The sequence below is a fragment of the Pseudocitrobacter sp. 73 genome, from assembly GCF_008369545.1.
Classification (GTDB): Bacteria; Pseudomonadota; Gammaproteobacteria; order Enterobacterales; family Enterobacteriaceae; genus Pseudocitrobacter; species Pseudocitrobacter vendiensis.
Window position 1 is genome coordinate 23,657 of record NZ_VTZO01000006.1, and the last position, 14,962, is coordinate 38,618.

The following is a 14,962-nucleotide window of genomic DNA, read 5'->3' on the forward strand; positions in this document are numbered from 1 at the left end:
TTTTTCGGAGTTAACTATGAGCCATAATTTGCAGGACATCCTCGCTGCCGCCTCGGGGTATCAGTCCGTGACTTCAGAGCCAGCGCTCAATCTTAAAAGACCTAAAACGCTTGATGATTATCCTGTGATACCACCTGCATCAAAAAAAGTATCTGTTATTTCAAGTGACCTGACACTCCATATCGGTTTTGATACCGAATATGTTTTCAACCCTGAAACACGACAGAATGATATTCTGTCATATCAGAGTTATGTCGTCTTACCCGATAACACTGGTGTATCGAACATTATCTATCCACCTGACTCACAGAAAAAATCCCGGCTGTCTTTTAAGGACTTTCTCTGTCAAACGATTACACCGCTTCTTGAAACGGGTGTGATTACAAAATGGCCCGGTATTATTAATATATATGCGCATTTCATTCGTGCGGATATCGCCTCCTTTGCCAATTTCTGGTCAGACTACAAAATTCTTCTGAAAGGAATACGCGGTACTGTCAGCAGCTTCAAAAATCGTTACGGTATCGATTTTGATGAACAGCAGGAACGTCGCGTAAAGACTGAACAGATAATGTTTGACAAACGAACTTCCCCTCCGCGTTGCAGTAACGTAGCTTTCATCGATACACTGCTTATCACTCCCGGGGGTATGGGTCTGGCTGAATGTGGTGAATTACTGGGTCTTCCCAAACTCACCATTCCTGCACCTTATTCCATAACCAATATGCGTGAATATCTTCTGGGCGACAGAGCAGGGTTTGAAGCCTATGCTCTGCGGGATGCCGAGATTGCGGTTCGTTATGCTTTACAGGTTCGCAATTTTTGCGCCCGGGAGCTGATGATTGATCGTGTCCCCGCCACCATCGGGGCGATGGCAGTTTCACGGTTCACCAAAACACTGAAAGAAAACAATATGTCTCCTGAAGTCTGCCTTGGGACACACATTAAAACCCGTGAACTCTGGCTCACGGAGAAACAGGCATTCCGGACGATTAAAAACCCCGCCAGTGTTCCTTCAAGAGAGCTGTTTGAAACGTTCCCGATCAACTGTTACCACGGCGGACGCAATGAGTGTTTTATGATGGGGGTTACACCGTCTGATCACTGGTATGACTACGATCTGGCTGGAGCGTATACCACCGGGCTATTAGATATCCTCACACCCGATTACGGGAACATCCGCCTCAGTAAAAATCCGGACGATTACTGTGGGCATGTAATGGGATTTGCGCTTGTCACATTTCGGTTCCCGGAATCAGTTCCCTATCCCAGCCTGCCGGTTCGGACCGATCAATATGGGTTATTCTTTCCATTAAGTGGCGAATCATGGGCAACGGCACCTGAAATCGCACTTGCTCTGGCACTCGGGGCTGATATTACGATCCATAACGGGATCATCGTCCCCTGGCGCTGTGATACCTCCCCACATAACAGCGAATCAACATCGGTGTTTCTTCCCTTTGTTCAACAGGTCCGGGAGAACCGCAATCGCCATATTAAAGGTTCTCTGGAGGAGAAATTCTGGAAAGAAATTGGCAACTCGCTTTATGGCAAACTTGCTCAGGGGCTTCGCGCCAAAACCGCCTTTGATACTGCCCGTGGGGTAAACAGATCCCTCCCGCCATCATCGGTTACTCAGCCATTCTTTGCTGCGCATGTGACGGGATTTATCCGCGCCGTTGTCGGGGAACTCATGAATGCTTTGCCTTCTGATTCAACCGTTGTCAGCGTCACAACCGATGGCTTTTTGACAAATTGTTCACTTAACAAGATAAACATGAGCGGTCCACTGTCTTCCCGATTCCAGTCGCTGTGCGATATTGTTGATCCGGGCTCATCAATGTTGACATGCAAGCATGAGGTTAGCCAACTTATCGCCATGAAAACCCGGGGGCAGTTAACCTATAAAGCTATTCAGGGAAAACCTGTTGTTCATGCCAGGGCTGGCGTTAAACCTCCTGCCGATATTCCACGCAGTGACTATAACGACTATATGGTAGATCTTTACCTTAATCGTTTACCCGGTCAGACGTTATCCCGAAGTACGTTGATATCAACGCGTGAGATGTGGCTGTCGGAAAGCGATCTGGTATCCCGGGAACAGGATATTCGTCTTAATCTGGAATTCGATTTCAAACGCCAGCCCGTACAGCCCGCCATGAATGAAGGGCATTTACTGATGTCTTCCCGCCCGTGGGATAATATGGAAGAGGCTCTGCAGCAACGCTCCCTTTTCGACGACTGGCGGCAAACGCATACACTGAAGACCCTGGCTGACTGGGATGACTGGTGTGATTTTCTCTATTGCCGGACGGTGTTTTCTGATATGAAACTAAAAGTCGGAAGCAAACGTAGTGATGATATTTTAGTCAGACTATTTCTCCGGGCGCTGACTCAGTGCCAATGGGGGCTGATGCCGAAAGATAAAAAAAGTTATTCCTGTAAAGAGGTTGCTGAATGGCTGACGTCAGAAGGCTATTCAGTAACAGTGACTGATGTAAAAAATGCGGTAAGAGCAAAGATACCCCAAATGAAATTTGGCTCTGTAACACTGCGAATGAAGCGACTGATGGATATCATCGCCCGTAAATATCCGACATTCGGTCTTCCCGTGTGATAAAAGATAAATCGCCCCCAACTCCTTTAACAGAAGTTGGGGGCTTAATCACAGACAATCGGCATCAAAACAGTGAAATAACTGCCGTGCATCAGGATGACCATTTACATGATAGATCCTCATGGCATGACAGGTGATACTCTCGAGATTAGCCGCCAGCCTTTTCCCCATATTCACCAGTATACCATTTGGTATTTTACTGCTTGTGCTGTTTACCGTCAGAATAAAACAACGCGTTTCAACTCTGACCTCAATAAAATCATTTCCAAATAATGTACTCACAACCTGCTTGATTGTTTCTTCATAATCCGTCAAATCAATGATATCACGCCATCTCGCATTTACGAGTTGATACTTTCTGATATGTAAATACATAGAACCGCCTTTATGTTATTTCAACTAAAATGATGTTCTCCGACATTATGTAAATATTAGTGACCATTGTAATTGCTGATAACCTCTCATCACAGGCAGCAACCTTCGTCTCTTACGGTGCCCCTGTCTCTCTGACTTGATGGCAAAAGTGCATGGCCAAATATGCAGCAAAAACAGGTCATGCACAGGTCAGGATAATAATCATCACCCTGAACGTAAAAATACACATGAACAGGATAAGTCCACATGTTATTCGATCAGTCTACGTATGTTTTAGTATATTGATAATTAAAGATTTAATTTTTTTCTCCACCACGGTAAAAGTGGACTCATCTTGTCCGTTGCTTTGCTGAAAATATCCTTTTCGCTGGCATTAACCGGTTAAACGAATGGGTAAGCACGATAAACTTGGATATCGACTCGGATTGATTTTAACTCGCCTGAACAATGGTGAATCACTAGCCGTCCGGGAGCTATCTGAGGAATTTAACGTTTGCGAAAAAACTATTCGTCGTGATCTTACTCAGCGCCTGTGCTATCTTAGTCTGATTCGACAAAATGGTCGCTATCGCCTGTCTAACGGTGTTCTCGGTCAACGCAGCAATGCTGATTTACGTCATTTCACGCGCATCCTGGGCATTGAAGGGCTGTTCCCTCGCTGGGATGACAGGCTACTGGGTATTTTATTGGGTAACACGAAAAACAACCAGTTTCTGATAAAACAACGCCCATACGAAAACTGCGGATCATTCATGTCAATACTGAATGTATTATCCGATGCCATCCTGTCACAGAAGAAAGTAAATTTTAATTACAAAGATAAAGAGTTTCGGGCTGTTGAGGCATACAGGCTGGTTAATGACAAAGGGTTGTGGTACCTAGCAGCCTCCCATAACAGCACATTAAAAAGCTTTGTTATCTCATCTATCAAAGATGTTTGCGTGAGTAATATCGCTTTCAGTATACCCCCCGAAATTAATGAAGAAATAGAAAAAACAGATGGTATCTGGTATGGCGAAGATCTTATCGAAGTTCTCATTTCAGTTTCCGCACATGTTGCTCCGTGGTTTACCCGCCGTCATCTATTACCGAGGCAGGAAATAATTCATACTTCCCGGAATGGCGATTTACTGATAATATCACGTGTAGCACACACAAATCAGATAATACCTTTAATGAAATACTGGATGCCGGATATCGAAGTAATACGACCCCTCTCAGTCCGTCAACAACTTACTGAAGATATACAATCCGCACTGAAACGTTACACCCAGCCAAGTAACGCCCCGTAGAGACTCGGGTAATATCATTATCACTGAATGCTATTTCTGTAAGCTAAATAAATGGAGTTACCATGAATAAATACCCAGTTCTTATTATTGTATCAGGATTTCTGACCGAAAATGACATTTCATGGTTAAACCGAATTGAAGCAGGGTGTGACCTTGATGTCAGGTACTTTCAATGGGAATCAGCAAATCTACTATCCATATTAAGTTCTAACATAGCGAATAAATGGGGATTATATACTCTCCTCCCCCTGAGAACGCCCCCTTTATTGTCATCAATCTCCATCCCATTTAAAGCGCGTCAGGCCTGGTATAATGCAACTAAAGCATCGGTTAATAACAGAGATAAATTAGCGCGAATCATAAATGAGATATATGATAAAGAAAAGCGTAATGTGATCATCATGGGACATTCTTTAGGAACTCGATTAATAAATAATACATTACCCTACATTAAGAATGACAATACCCTTTTAACAATATCTATGGCTGGAGCCACCCCAATAACAAGTTATACTGAGAATATAATGAAAATGACTTACGGTTCAAAGATGGGGCATTTAAATATCTACAGTGAACATGATAAAGTGCTTAACACGATATACCCTCTCGTAGAGTCAGTAACGCCAATTGGGGTTCGGGAGGTGAGATTCGGACCTGCTCGGGTGATCAACTGGAAGTGGGATATTGGTCACACTGAATATATTACTTCAAAAAGGATTGATTCATTAATACACTGGTTAAATGTTACCTGTGCCGATTTAGCTGATCCAGACGTAGAGCTCACTGACGACGATATAAAATTATTTAATGATATTATTGACCTTGCAAATTTAACACACCACGAAGACATCACCGTGCCTGAATTAACGTCACTCAAGTAGTAAAACAACTTAGAGTAAAAAAAATCTTATATTATAACGGGAGCGCACATCAACTCCCGTTACGTTTTCATATTTAAGTATTTATATGGATTCGATTAGAAATTTCGTCTGACCCGTTCCCTTATCAAACTTGCCAGCCTTACCCTTCCAGGTGAAATAGTTTCCGTTACAGTTTCAACTCTCAACAAATCACGCTGTCCGGTTCGGCGACTGACCGCGAAACGCTGACATATATCATTAACCGATACCGTATTACCGGTATACAGTTGAAGTAATATCCAGCACAGCCTTTCTGCGATCCTTTCACCGCGAGTTTTATACATCTGTAAAACCTTCAGTTATCGTCAACGATGACATAGTCCACCTCAAAACCCACATAACTGACTGTATTCATGAATATTTATTACCGGTGTAATACTGTCGTTGGGGTAATGAATTAACCGTTATCACCCTGCTACTGGAGAATGCACCATAGGGGGCAAAAATCACGAGGGATCTGAGATCCCCCGTGTCTGCACATGTTTATGCGAACGGTCCGGTACAACCAGTATCATCATCATGCTGCGATGTACTGCGCATGAAGAGGATTACAAAGATGCCCGTTTTCTTCCTGTTCATAACAGGTCAACAACTTTCCACAGTTACCGTTACCCGGTAAATCCCCATAGACAGGTAATCCATAAAATTACCCTCCCATAAGGACCAGAGTTCATTCCTCTCTGCCGCCAGTGAAATATCCCCAGCCAGATAATGGAAGACGTATTGACCTGACCAACAAAAGTCCATTTCCTTTTCCAGCTCCGGATAGACTCGTCCCATGTAACTAAAGTCTGTGACATAGTCGAAATACCATTCGTTATCCTGGCGGATGAACCGCATTTCAACCGGATGAAATCCGCCGGATTCTGCACTGTAGTCCGGGTCACGAAAATTAATGACTACTGCCCTGACCGATGTTTGCTGAGATTGTTCTGCCAGAAGCGTAACGATGTGCTGCTGAAATAATTTAGTGACAGGCAGCGTTAATCCTGCCTGTTTTAAGACATACTGGGTTTGCATAATAGATTTTCCTGTAAAAGGTGAGTAGAGGTGTGTAGTAGTTTCTGGTTGTATAACAGTTCTGGTAAAGAATTAATTCTTCGCAATCCTTTCTCAATCGCCAACCTTACCGAGTGTTTTAAGACGCGCCCGCCAGTCAGCATATAAAACATGCGTAAACAACTTCTCAGGGTGCGCCTCAAGCAGACATATATCCGGTGAGCGTAAAACAGCAGCCAGAAAACCAGCATTATTGGCACTTGCTCCTTTAAATAATGATCTGAATACGCCTGATGTGAAGCCCGTTGTCGGTTGAACTTCGAGTACACTTTCAATCTTAGAAAGTGGGACCCAGTCTTTAGAGAACAATCCACCGCTGCCATTTGCCATGAGACGCAGGTAAAGTTCATTATCCGTTTCAGACATAGCCAGTTGCCATGTCAGAATACCGCTGGCTTTAGGGCTGATTTTTTCCGCCTGTCCTGATTCAATGAGCAGCTTATAACTCTCTTCAGGTAATATTTGGCCATCTTCAGTGATACCTTTTTCAATATCACTTAAATCATTATTTAACTCCAGCTTCTCGTGTTCATTATTATTTTTCTCTAACTTTGATTTTCTCATTTTCATCTCCTGATTTTAATCTGATTTACAGACGGGATTCCGCCATAGACATTAATGTGTCAATCCCCTTCAAAGGGTATTCCGGATGAAATAGCAGATAAATACCATTTCCATTATCTTCTGTAATTGATAGCATCAAGTAATATTCATCTGTCAGATGGACCACGAACTCAGGGTTTGCAATTAAATGATGAATTACATCCAGTACGTGTCGTTTAATATCTTCGGGAACATCACCGGGTTCAATGTACATTAATGTTACACCCACCTCGCCCCAAAAATTCATTGCGGAAAGTTCATCATCAAATGGAAGTATCAGTTCTTTTCTCAGGACAGTCATAACTGAATCGGGAAGAAGGAGCGACGGCAGGTCTTGCCAGTTCGAGATAAATTTCATTGAATAATCCTCATAAACAAAAAACCCGATACGTTTTAAGTATCGGGGTTACATAGACAGGGTAAAGAATCTGGAATTGCCTTCAGTGGTCATCTATATTCTTTCATAATATCCACAATCCTTGCAGATAAGCACTGGCGCATTATTTCTTTCACGCTGTTTAAGGAATCCAAATAGACGCTGTATCGCCCTGATGATTTCTTTAAGCAATTCTGGTAATTGCTCCGGGCTAATATAACCGGATGTCGATGTCAGAAACCGGTCATCGCGAGTCACCTTTGCTATATTTCCGGCAGTTTCTGTGACTGTATTCCGACTACCGCACTTAGGGCACTTTAACGTCATAATCATTCTCCACGTTTAAGAGACGCAAAAATCACTGTTCTTTACTGGTAGCTACGGGGGGTAAAAGAAGGTCGGTAACACCCTGCCCGGTCTGACGCATTCGCTCTGGTGTCAGTTTTGCGTAGCGCTCCGTACTCTGAATACTGGCATGCGCCAGCTGGGCTTTAACGTCATACAGACTGTACTGTCCGCTGGAGACAAGTAATGATGCGACGGAATGGCGCGTAGTGTGGAAACAGACTTCACTTTTATCTATCCCGCACTCTGCCAGTATTTTTTCATAGGCCCACCGGGGTTCTGATATTGGTTTTCCATTATCTTTTACGGCAAACAGATAGGGGTTGCTGCCAGCCCGTGGGATCGAATCAATAATAGATAATGCAACATCACTGAGATACACAGTTCTGCTGCGACCATTCTTAGTATAAGGAATGAATAACGACCTGTTATCCCGATCAATATGTTTGTGCATGACGTTAAGCATTTCTGATTTGCGGGTACCGGTTAACAACAGCATGGCTATTAGTCCCCCGGCAGCCTTATTGGGATATCGTGCCGCAGCGTCGAGGATCCTTCTGATCTCATCGGCGTCAAAAAAGCGCGTCCGCTGATTATTCTCCTTCAGCAAAGGGATCTTATCGGCTTCATTCTTCTCCAGGACATCCTGTCGTAGCGCATAACGCCCCATAGTTTTCAGAATAGCCAGTGCCCTGTTACAGGTTGACGGTGCATACTGCTGGCCGTGAATACGACCCTCAAGCATGTCGAAAAGCACCTGCTGGATTTCCCGGGCCCGAAGGTCGCAGTAACGTATCTTCCCCAGACGAGGTTCAATGTATTGCGTGAAACGCTGAACATCCTTATCCCAGGACTTTTTATGGCGCTTGATGAACGGAACATAGGTCTGGTGAAAAAACTCACTAAGCGTTGGCATAGCACGATAATTATCGCGTTCTGCCTTAGGGTCATTTCCCAGTGCAATCGCCTCCTTGTGACGACGAGCTATCTGACGGGCTGTCCCCACATCAATTTCAGGGAATCTGCCAATACTGATACTTTTTTTGGTACCGTGGAATGTGTAGCGCAGGAGGAAACGTTTGTTACCCGTTCGACCTGAGAGGCATTTGAGGCCAATGACCTCGGTATCAGATACCTCAAGCTCTGTAGATCGGGTATCTGTGTTTGCCGGAAGGGCTTTGATGGATGAATTGGTGAATCGGAAGGATTTTTGCATATTTATCCTCATATATCTGATTGATATCATGAAAATAATATATATCTGAAGGTGTTTTTATTACGGGGCAGGATTGAAGAATGGAAAGGCTATTAGACGCGTACAAACGGATATTACAGGAAGTTGACGCCCAGTCATTTAACCTGAATGAAGATAAATACTCAGGCGTCTTTTTACCCGTGCCGTTTGAAGAATACTGGCATTCACCGGTAAAAATCATGCTGGTTGGACGTGAAACCGCTGGCTGGAATACGCTGAATGGTAAGAATACGATATCACGGGTGTTGGGACTTATGCCTGACGTCACCATCGGGCAGGTGGTTGAAGAGGCTGTAGATCGTTACAGGAAACATCTTCCGGTACAAAATGATGGCACCACCAACCTCAAATCACGTAGCCGCTTCACGCAATATCATTTCAGGCTGGCCCGGGAGCTTAATATTCCTCCTCAGGCTATCGTGTATGCCAATCTACTGGCGTGGGATTACGACGGACTGACCCCTCTCAATCGCCCTCAAAATGAATTGCAGGAAGTCATATTAGCCTCGCTGAAGCTACTGGCGGTACAAATTAAACACCTTGAGCCTGATTTCATCATCTTTGCATCTGGAGCCCGGAGAACAGACTACATCATAAAACAGGTGCTTACTGAGCTGGGCGGCTATGAGACTTCTTCAGTCATTCCGGGGAAGCTATGGGAGTTCAAAACAGGTAATGCAATCTGTTTCAGAATTGCCCATCCACGGGCTATGCGCGGACACCAGAAGTACAGAGATGAGGTGATTGCACGAATTAAGCAACTTTGTACTCAGGGTGGCTAGAGCATTACAGCTTGCTCAGCGGGCCCCCTTCCCGGAAGCGTACCGGAAAACAGGCAAAGCGGCCTGGTTCTCTATGCTGGAGGCGACACGTTCGATTCGGCATTGCCAGGCTGGAGATTGCAGCTCATTGCACCCCATGAGCACAGGATATGCACAGGACATGAATTTCAGGCACAAAAAAACCACCCGGAGGTGGTTTCACGACACTGCTTATTGCTTTGATTATTCTGATGTTTCCCATGGTACCCGGAGTGGGACTTGAACCCACACAGCGCGAACGCCGAGGGATTTTAAATCCCTTGTGTCTACCGATTCCACCATCCGGGCTCGGGAAGAAAGTGGAGGCGCGTTCCGGAGTCGAACCGGACTAGACGGATTTGCAATCCGCTACATAACCGCTTTGCTAACGCGCCTTTAAAACTTAACACCCGCAACTGCCGATGCTTTAATTTGGAGCGGGAAACGAGACTCGAACTCGCGACCCCGACCTTGGCAAGGTCGTGCTCTACCAACTGAGCTATTCCCGCATCATCAAGTTGCTTTGCTAACCACTTGATTTTGCTATCGTCTGGCAATCAGTGCTGCCGTTCGATGCGTTGCATTCTACTTATCTGACGCACTGAGTCAACGGTATTTTTCGCAACTTTGTGTTGTTTGCTGAAAATTACGCCGAAACGATCACTGTTCAAGCAAATCTGCACGCGCAGCGTTCAAATATTGCAGCATTGACCACAGCGTCAGCACCGCCGCAAACAGGAAGAGCACAATACCGGCCCACTCAACCCACTCATTAGGACGCCACAGCAGCCACGCCAGGGCGGCCATTTGCGCGGTGGTTTTCACTTTGCCGATCCAGGAGACTGCCACGCTACTGCGTTTACCCAGTTCTGCCATCCACTCACGCAGAGCAGAAATGATGATTTCACGGCCAATCATAATGGCAGCCGGCAACGTCACCCACCACGTGTGATAGTGTTCCACCACCAGCACCATGGCAATCGCCACCATCACTTTATCGGCTACCGGGTCAAGGAACGCGCCAAAACGCGTACTCTGGTTCCAGCGACGCGCCAGATAGCCATCAAACCAGTCTGTCACGGCGGCAATACAGAAGATAAGCGCGCAGGCGAATGGCGCCCAGACGAACGGGAGATAAAACGCCAACACAAAGAACGGGATAAGGATGACGCGGAACAGGGTAAGCAACGTAGGAATATTATATTGCATGCAAGGTAACTATCTGTTGTTAGTAAATATTAGCCCTATGTTGCTACAGAGCCCCTAATGTTTCAACGAGTAGAAGATCTTTTCTGCCAGGCCGTGAGAGATACCCGGAACTTTTGCTATCTCTTCTACGCTTGCATTCTGCAAGCCCTGTAGGCCACCCATGTACTTGAGTAGCATCTGACGTCGCTTCGGCCCAACGCCTTCGATAGTCTCCAGCGTACTGGTGCTCTTTACTTTAGCGCGTTTTTTACGGTGCCCGGAAATCGCATGATCGTGTGATTCGTCACGAATATGCTGGATAACGTGCAGCGCAGGCGAATCTGGCGGTAAGCTAAAGCCCTCGCCTTCCGGTTCGAAGAACAGCGTTTCGAGCCCGGCTTTACGGTCGCTGCCTTTCGCCACGCCGAGCAGTAAAGGATGGTTTTTATCCCACGCGACATCCAACTCAGCAAAAACGGCTTTTGCCTGGCCCAGTTGCCCTTTCCCGCCGTCGATGAGTATGACATCCGGGATCTTACTCTCTTCTATATCTTTGCCATAGCGGCGTCGCAGCACCTGATTCATCGCGGCATAGTCATCGCCCGGCGTGATCCCGGTAATATTGTAGCGGCGATACTCGGCGCGCAGCGGCCCGTTCGCATCAAACACCACGCAGGAGGCCACGGTCTGTTCCCCCATCGTGTGGCTGATATCAAAACATTCCATACGCTTGATCTCGGGCAGCTCCAGTTGCGTCGCCAGCGCTTTCAGGCGCTGATGCACAGTAGACTGTTGCGAAAGTTTGGTGGTGAGCGCCGTCGCCGCGTTGGTGCGGGCAAGTTTCAGGTAGCGTGCGCGGTCACCGCGCGGTTTGGTTTCAACGTGAATACGTCGCCCGGCCAGCTCAGATAAGGAATCGGCCAGCAGCGTTTTATCACTGAGCGCAAAGTCGAGCAGGATTTCCCCTGGCAGAGTACGCATCTGGCTGCCCTGGAAGTAGAACTGACCGACGAAAGTTTCCACCACTTCGTCCAGTTCCGTACCGCCGGGCACTTTCGGGAAGTAACTGCGACTGCCCAGCACTTTACCCTGTCGGATAAAGAGCACATAGACGCAAGCCATTCCTGCCTCAAACGAGACGCCGATAACGTCGAGGTCATCGCCGTTATTCGAGACAAACTGTTTCTCGGTCACGCGGCGAACCGCCTGAATCTGGTCACGAATGCGCGCCGCCTCTTCAAACTCCAGCGCCTGGCTGGCTTTTTCCATCCGCGCGATCAGCATCGTCAATACCTGATCATCTTTCCCGGCGAGGAACAGGCGCACATAGTCGACCTGCTGCGCGTACTCTTCTTCGCTGACCAGCCCGGCCACGCAGGGCCCAAGGCAGCGGCCTATCTGGTATTGCAGACAGGGACGCGAGCGATTGCGGTACACGCTATTTTCACACTGACGGATCGGGAAGATTTTTTGCAACAGCGCCAGCGTTTCCCGCACAGCATAGCCGTTAGGGAACGGACCAAAATACTCCCCTTTCGCATGCTTCGCGCCACGGTGCATCGCCAGCCGTGGGTGGGTATCGCCGCTCAGGAAAATAAAGGGATAGGATTTATCATCACGCAGCAGCACGTTATAACGTGGCTGGTAGAGTTTGATGTAGTTATGCTCCAGCAGCAGCGCTTCGGTTTCCGTATGTGTCACGGTCACGTCTATCTGCGCAATTTGCGCCACCAGCGCTTCCGTTTTACGGGAAGAGACCTGGCGACGAAAATAGCTGGAGAGGCGTTTTTTTAGATCTTTGGCTTTACCAACGTAAATAACGGTGCCGCCGACATCGTACATGCGATAGACGCCGGGCTGGCTGGTGACCGTTTTCAGGAAGGCTTTTGAATCAAAAACTTCACTCACTGACTTGCTAACGACTCCGCATTGCACAGACCATGGCGAATTGCCAGGTGAGTCAGCTCCACATCACCGTGAATGTTTAATTTGCTGAACATTCGATAGCGATAGCTGTTCACCGTTTTGGGACTCAGATTCAACTGCTCTGAGATCTCATTTACTTTTTGGCCTTTAGTGATCATCAGCATAATCTGCAATTCGCGTTCAGACAAACTGGCGAATGGCGATTCAGTTTTTTCCGGCTCTATCTGACTCAGGGCCATCTGCTGTGCAATATCGGAAGCGATATAGCGCTGACCAGAGAAGACAGAGCGGATGGCATTCACCACTTCTTGTGGCGCTGCCCCTTTCGTTAAATAGCCAGCCGCCCCTGCCTGCATAACCCTGGCGGGAAGCGGATTTTCGGTATGAACGGTTAACATAATCACTTTTGTATCAACCGCAGAGCGCGCAATCTTACGCGTGGCCTCCAGGCCGCCGATGCCCGGCATGTTCATATCCATCAGTACAACATCAACGGGATTAGCGCGGCACCACTTCACAGCGTCTTCGCCGCAGTTAACTTCACCGGTGACCCTAATACCCTTTATATCTTCGAGAATGCGTCGTATCCCTGCGCGCACCAGTTCGTGGTCATCAACAAGAAGGACGTTGATCAAAGGAATAATCTCCAGAATAGGGATAACGCTACTGCCTCTTAATTCACCTCCATAGTACCGGGTTTTATATCAATTTTGAAAGTCTAAAAGTGTCACAGCGTCGATTTTGATCTCGTTTTTGGAAATTAGAATGTACATCCGCTGGAAACGTCTTAAAAACAGTGAGATGCAACGCGCACTTTTTACAACTTTCTGCGCAATTTGTCCAAATATGGACAATTTTTCGCAGATGAGAAATACGCAATATAATATGTAACAATAATTAACGATGAGTGAACCAGATTTAAACATTTTGTGTGCATAATCACTGTTCCGGCCATTTTTAATTATCAGGAAAGGTGAAAGCGGCGGGTAAAAAACAAGCACTCCTTTTTTTCTACTGGCTTGTGGTATACTTCGCGCCCTTCACTATCCAGTATCGCGCACCAGCGCAGAAATCATACGAGGCAATAAATGAGCACACCTGATTTTTCCACCGCGGAGAATAATCAACACCTGGCGCAGGAGGTATCCTGTCTGAAAGCCATGCTGACGCTGATGCTACAGGCCATGGGTCAGGCAGATGCAGGCCGCGTGATTCTCAAAATGGAAAAGCAAATTGCACTGCTGGAAGATGAACACCAGTCTGCTGTATTTTCCAGCACCGTTAAGCAAATTAAACAAGCTTACCGCCAGTAATAAAAAACCGGCTGTAAGCAATGCCTGCAGCCGGTTTCCAGTCTGACACGCAGAACCTTAAAAAGAGTCAGATGAGACCAATCGCCACCGCATAACAGGCAATCTGTGTTTTATTGGGCGCGTCAAATTTCTTCTGCATATTCTTTTGGTGAAAGTTCACCGTATTCTCGGAAATTGACAGAATCATCGAAATCTCCGCCGACGTTTTACCTTCTGCCGTCCACTGTAGTATTTCCAGTTCACGTTTACTGAACTTCATCGTCCTCGGCATAACCATTTCATCTTCTACGCGTAATAGCGCAAGGGAACTCATCTCTAATAACATTTGCAGACGAAGTTCTATTTCATCACTATACGGCCCCGCTTCTGTGGCGTGAGTCCGTGATACCGAAAAGAAACTATGAGCATGATTAGGAAGCATCAGGCATTGTGTCGCGCCGGTGCGCAGACCATGATCGCGTGCGGCATCCCACAGCTCCTGGGCTTCACAGAATAACGCGTCATCCCAGCGTAAATGACCAAGACGGAAATTATCCTGCTTCAGCACCGGATCGACTGCCAGATAATTCGCTGCTTTGTAATGCGACATCCAGGCGTCAGGATAGGTGGTATAAAGTGAAATTTTAGGTCGCGTGAATGGTACCGGATGGCGCACGCACAGCGAGAAGAAGTCATATTCAAGGCGTTCGGTTTGCTGCTGCAGAAGCGTATAAATTTGGTCGCTGGTCGATGCGGATTGAAAACGGTGCAGCATCTCCCGCCGCCAACTGAAAAAGTCACTGTCCCTCATAACGAACGAGAAAGCCTCTTATTGAGAATTGTTTTTATCAATACAGAAAACTAACACATAAACAGTGCTTATATGTATAAAATATTACATTCCCGCAAAATTA

Annotated in this window: 14 protein-coding genes and 3 tRNA genes; 5 read left to right on the plus strand and 12 right to left on the minus strand. The window is 46.5% G+C overall.

The annotated features are described in order from the left end of the window. Positions 1-16: 16 nt before the first annotated feature. The gene (locus tag F0Q32_RS04895) at positions 17-2,617 is read left to right on the plus strand and encodes a hypothetical protein (protein ID WP_149462188.1); all 2,601 of its coding nucleotides are present in this window, start codon (positions 17-19) and stop codon (positions 2,615-2,617) included. Positions 2,618-2,665: 48 nt separating this feature from the next. Here the strand turns inward: F0Q32_RS04895 and F0Q32_RS26085 are convergent, their stop codons facing one another. Next, on the minus strand, positions 2,666-2,992 hold the full coding sequence (locus F0Q32_RS26085; RefSeq protein WP_000280681.1) for a hypothetical protein: 327 nt from the start codon (positions 2,990-2,992) through the stop codon (positions 2,666-2,668). A 389-nt stretch (positions 2,993-3,381) separates the two neighbouring features. On the opposite strand from F0Q32_RS26085, the gene F0Q32_RS04900 reads away from it, so the two are divergent. Together F0Q32_RS04900 and F0Q32_RS04905 are read left to right on the plus strand one after the other, a co-directional pair. Then, a complete protein-coding gene (locus tag F0Q32_RS04900; protein ID WP_001721481.1) occupies positions 3,382-4,284 on the plus strand; it encodes a YafY family protein in 903 nt (300 codons plus the stop codon). A 62-nt stretch (positions 4,285-4,346) separates the two neighbouring features. Next, positions 4,347-5,165: a DUF726 domain-containing protein gene (locus F0Q32_RS04905; RefSeq protein WP_001721482.1), complete on the plus strand. Its 819-nt coding sequence runs from the start codon at positions 4,347-4,349 to the stop codon at positions 5,163-5,165. 624 nt (positions 5,166-5,789) lie between these two features. Here the strand turns inward: F0Q32_RS04905 and F0Q32_RS04910 are convergent. From F0Q32_RS04910 to F0Q32_RS04930, 4 genes are all read right to left on the minus strand, one after another. Then, entirely contained in the window at positions 5,790-6,224 is a 435-nt protein-coding gene (locus tag F0Q32_RS04910; protein WP_047741667.1) for a DUF2787 family protein, read from the minus strand. A gap of 93 nt (positions 6,225-6,317) precedes the next feature. Next, complete coding sequence (locus tag F0Q32_RS04915) at positions 6,318-6,827, minus strand: hypothetical protein (RefSeq protein ID WP_001721485.1); 510 nt, start codon at positions 6,825-6,827, stop codon at positions 6,318-6,320. 25 nt (positions 6,828-6,852) lie between these two features. Continuing rightward, positions 6,853-7,224, minus strand: a complete 372-nt coding sequence (locus F0Q32_RS04920) for a hypothetical protein (protein WP_255475144.1) — start codon at positions 7,222-7,224, stop codon at positions 6,853-6,855. A 376-nt stretch (positions 7,225-7,600) separates the two neighbouring features. Further along, positions 7,601-8,803: a site-specific integrase gene (locus F0Q32_RS04930; protein ID WP_001721489.1), complete on the minus strand. Its 1,203-nt coding sequence runs from the start codon at positions 8,801-8,803 to the stop codon at positions 7,601-7,603. Positions 8,804-8,883: 80 nt separating this feature from the next. On the opposite strand from F0Q32_RS04930, the gene F0Q32_RS04935 reads away from it, so the two are divergent. Next, a complete protein-coding gene (locus F0Q32_RS04935; RefSeq protein WP_001721490.1) occupies positions 8,884-9,624 on the plus strand; it encodes a hypothetical protein in 741 nt (246 codons plus the stop codon). Between the two features lie 240 nt (positions 9,625-9,864). Here F0Q32_RS04935 and F0Q32_RS04945 read toward each other — a convergent pair. The 6 genes from F0Q32_RS04945 to uvrY all read right to left on the minus strand — a co-directional run bounded on the left by F0Q32_RS04945 (position 9,865) and on the right by uvrY (position 13,391). Further along, positions 9,865-9,951, minus strand: a tRNA-Leu gene (locus F0Q32_RS04945). Between the two features lie 12 nt (positions 9,952-9,963). Further along, a tRNA-Cys gene (locus F0Q32_RS04950) sits at positions 9,964-10,037 on the minus strand. Between the two features lie 38 nt (positions 10,038-10,075). Beyond that, a tRNA-Gly gene (locus F0Q32_RS04955) sits at positions 10,076-10,151 on the minus strand. A 151-nt stretch (positions 10,152-10,302) separates the two neighbouring features. After that, entirely contained in the window at positions 10,303-10,851 is a 549-nt protein-coding gene (pgsA, locus tag F0Q32_RS04960) for a CDP-diacylglycerol--glycerol-3-phosphate 3-phosphatidyltransferase (RefSeq protein WP_015963969.1), read from the minus strand. Between the two features lie 54 nt (positions 10,852-10,905). Continuing rightward, positions 10,906-12,738 (minus strand): excinuclease ABC subunit UvrC, encoded by a 1,833-nt coding sequence (gene uvrC, locus F0Q32_RS04965; protein WP_149462189.1) that lies wholly within the window; start codon positions 12,736-12,738, stop codon positions 10,906-10,908. Continuing rightward, positions 12,735-13,391 carry a UvrY/SirA/GacA family response regulator transcription factor gene (gene uvrY / locus F0Q32_RS04970; RefSeq protein ID WP_015963967.1) on the minus strand — a complete coding sequence of 219 codons (657 nt, stop codon included), beginning with the start codon at positions 13,389-13,391 and terminating at the stop codon, positions 12,735-12,737. The genes uvrC and uvrY overlap by 4 nt, the downstream gene beginning before the upstream one ends. A 453-nt stretch (positions 13,392-13,844) precedes the next feature. Between uvrY and F0Q32_RS04975 the strand changes: the two genes are divergently transcribed. After that, positions 13,845-14,069, plus strand: a complete 225-nt coding sequence (locus F0Q32_RS04975) for a DUF2594 family protein (RefSeq protein WP_149462190.1) — start codon at positions 13,845-13,847, stop codon at positions 14,067-14,069. A 67-nt stretch (positions 14,070-14,136) separates the two neighbouring features. Here the strand turns inward: F0Q32_RS04975 and sdiA are convergent, their stop codons facing one another. Further along, positions 14,137-14,859: a transcriptional regulator SdiA gene (gene sdiA, locus F0Q32_RS04980; RefSeq protein ID WP_149462191.1), complete on the minus strand. Its 723-nt coding sequence runs from the start codon at positions 14,857-14,859 to the stop codon at positions 14,137-14,139. Between the last annotated feature and the right edge of the window lie 103 nt (positions 14,860-14,962).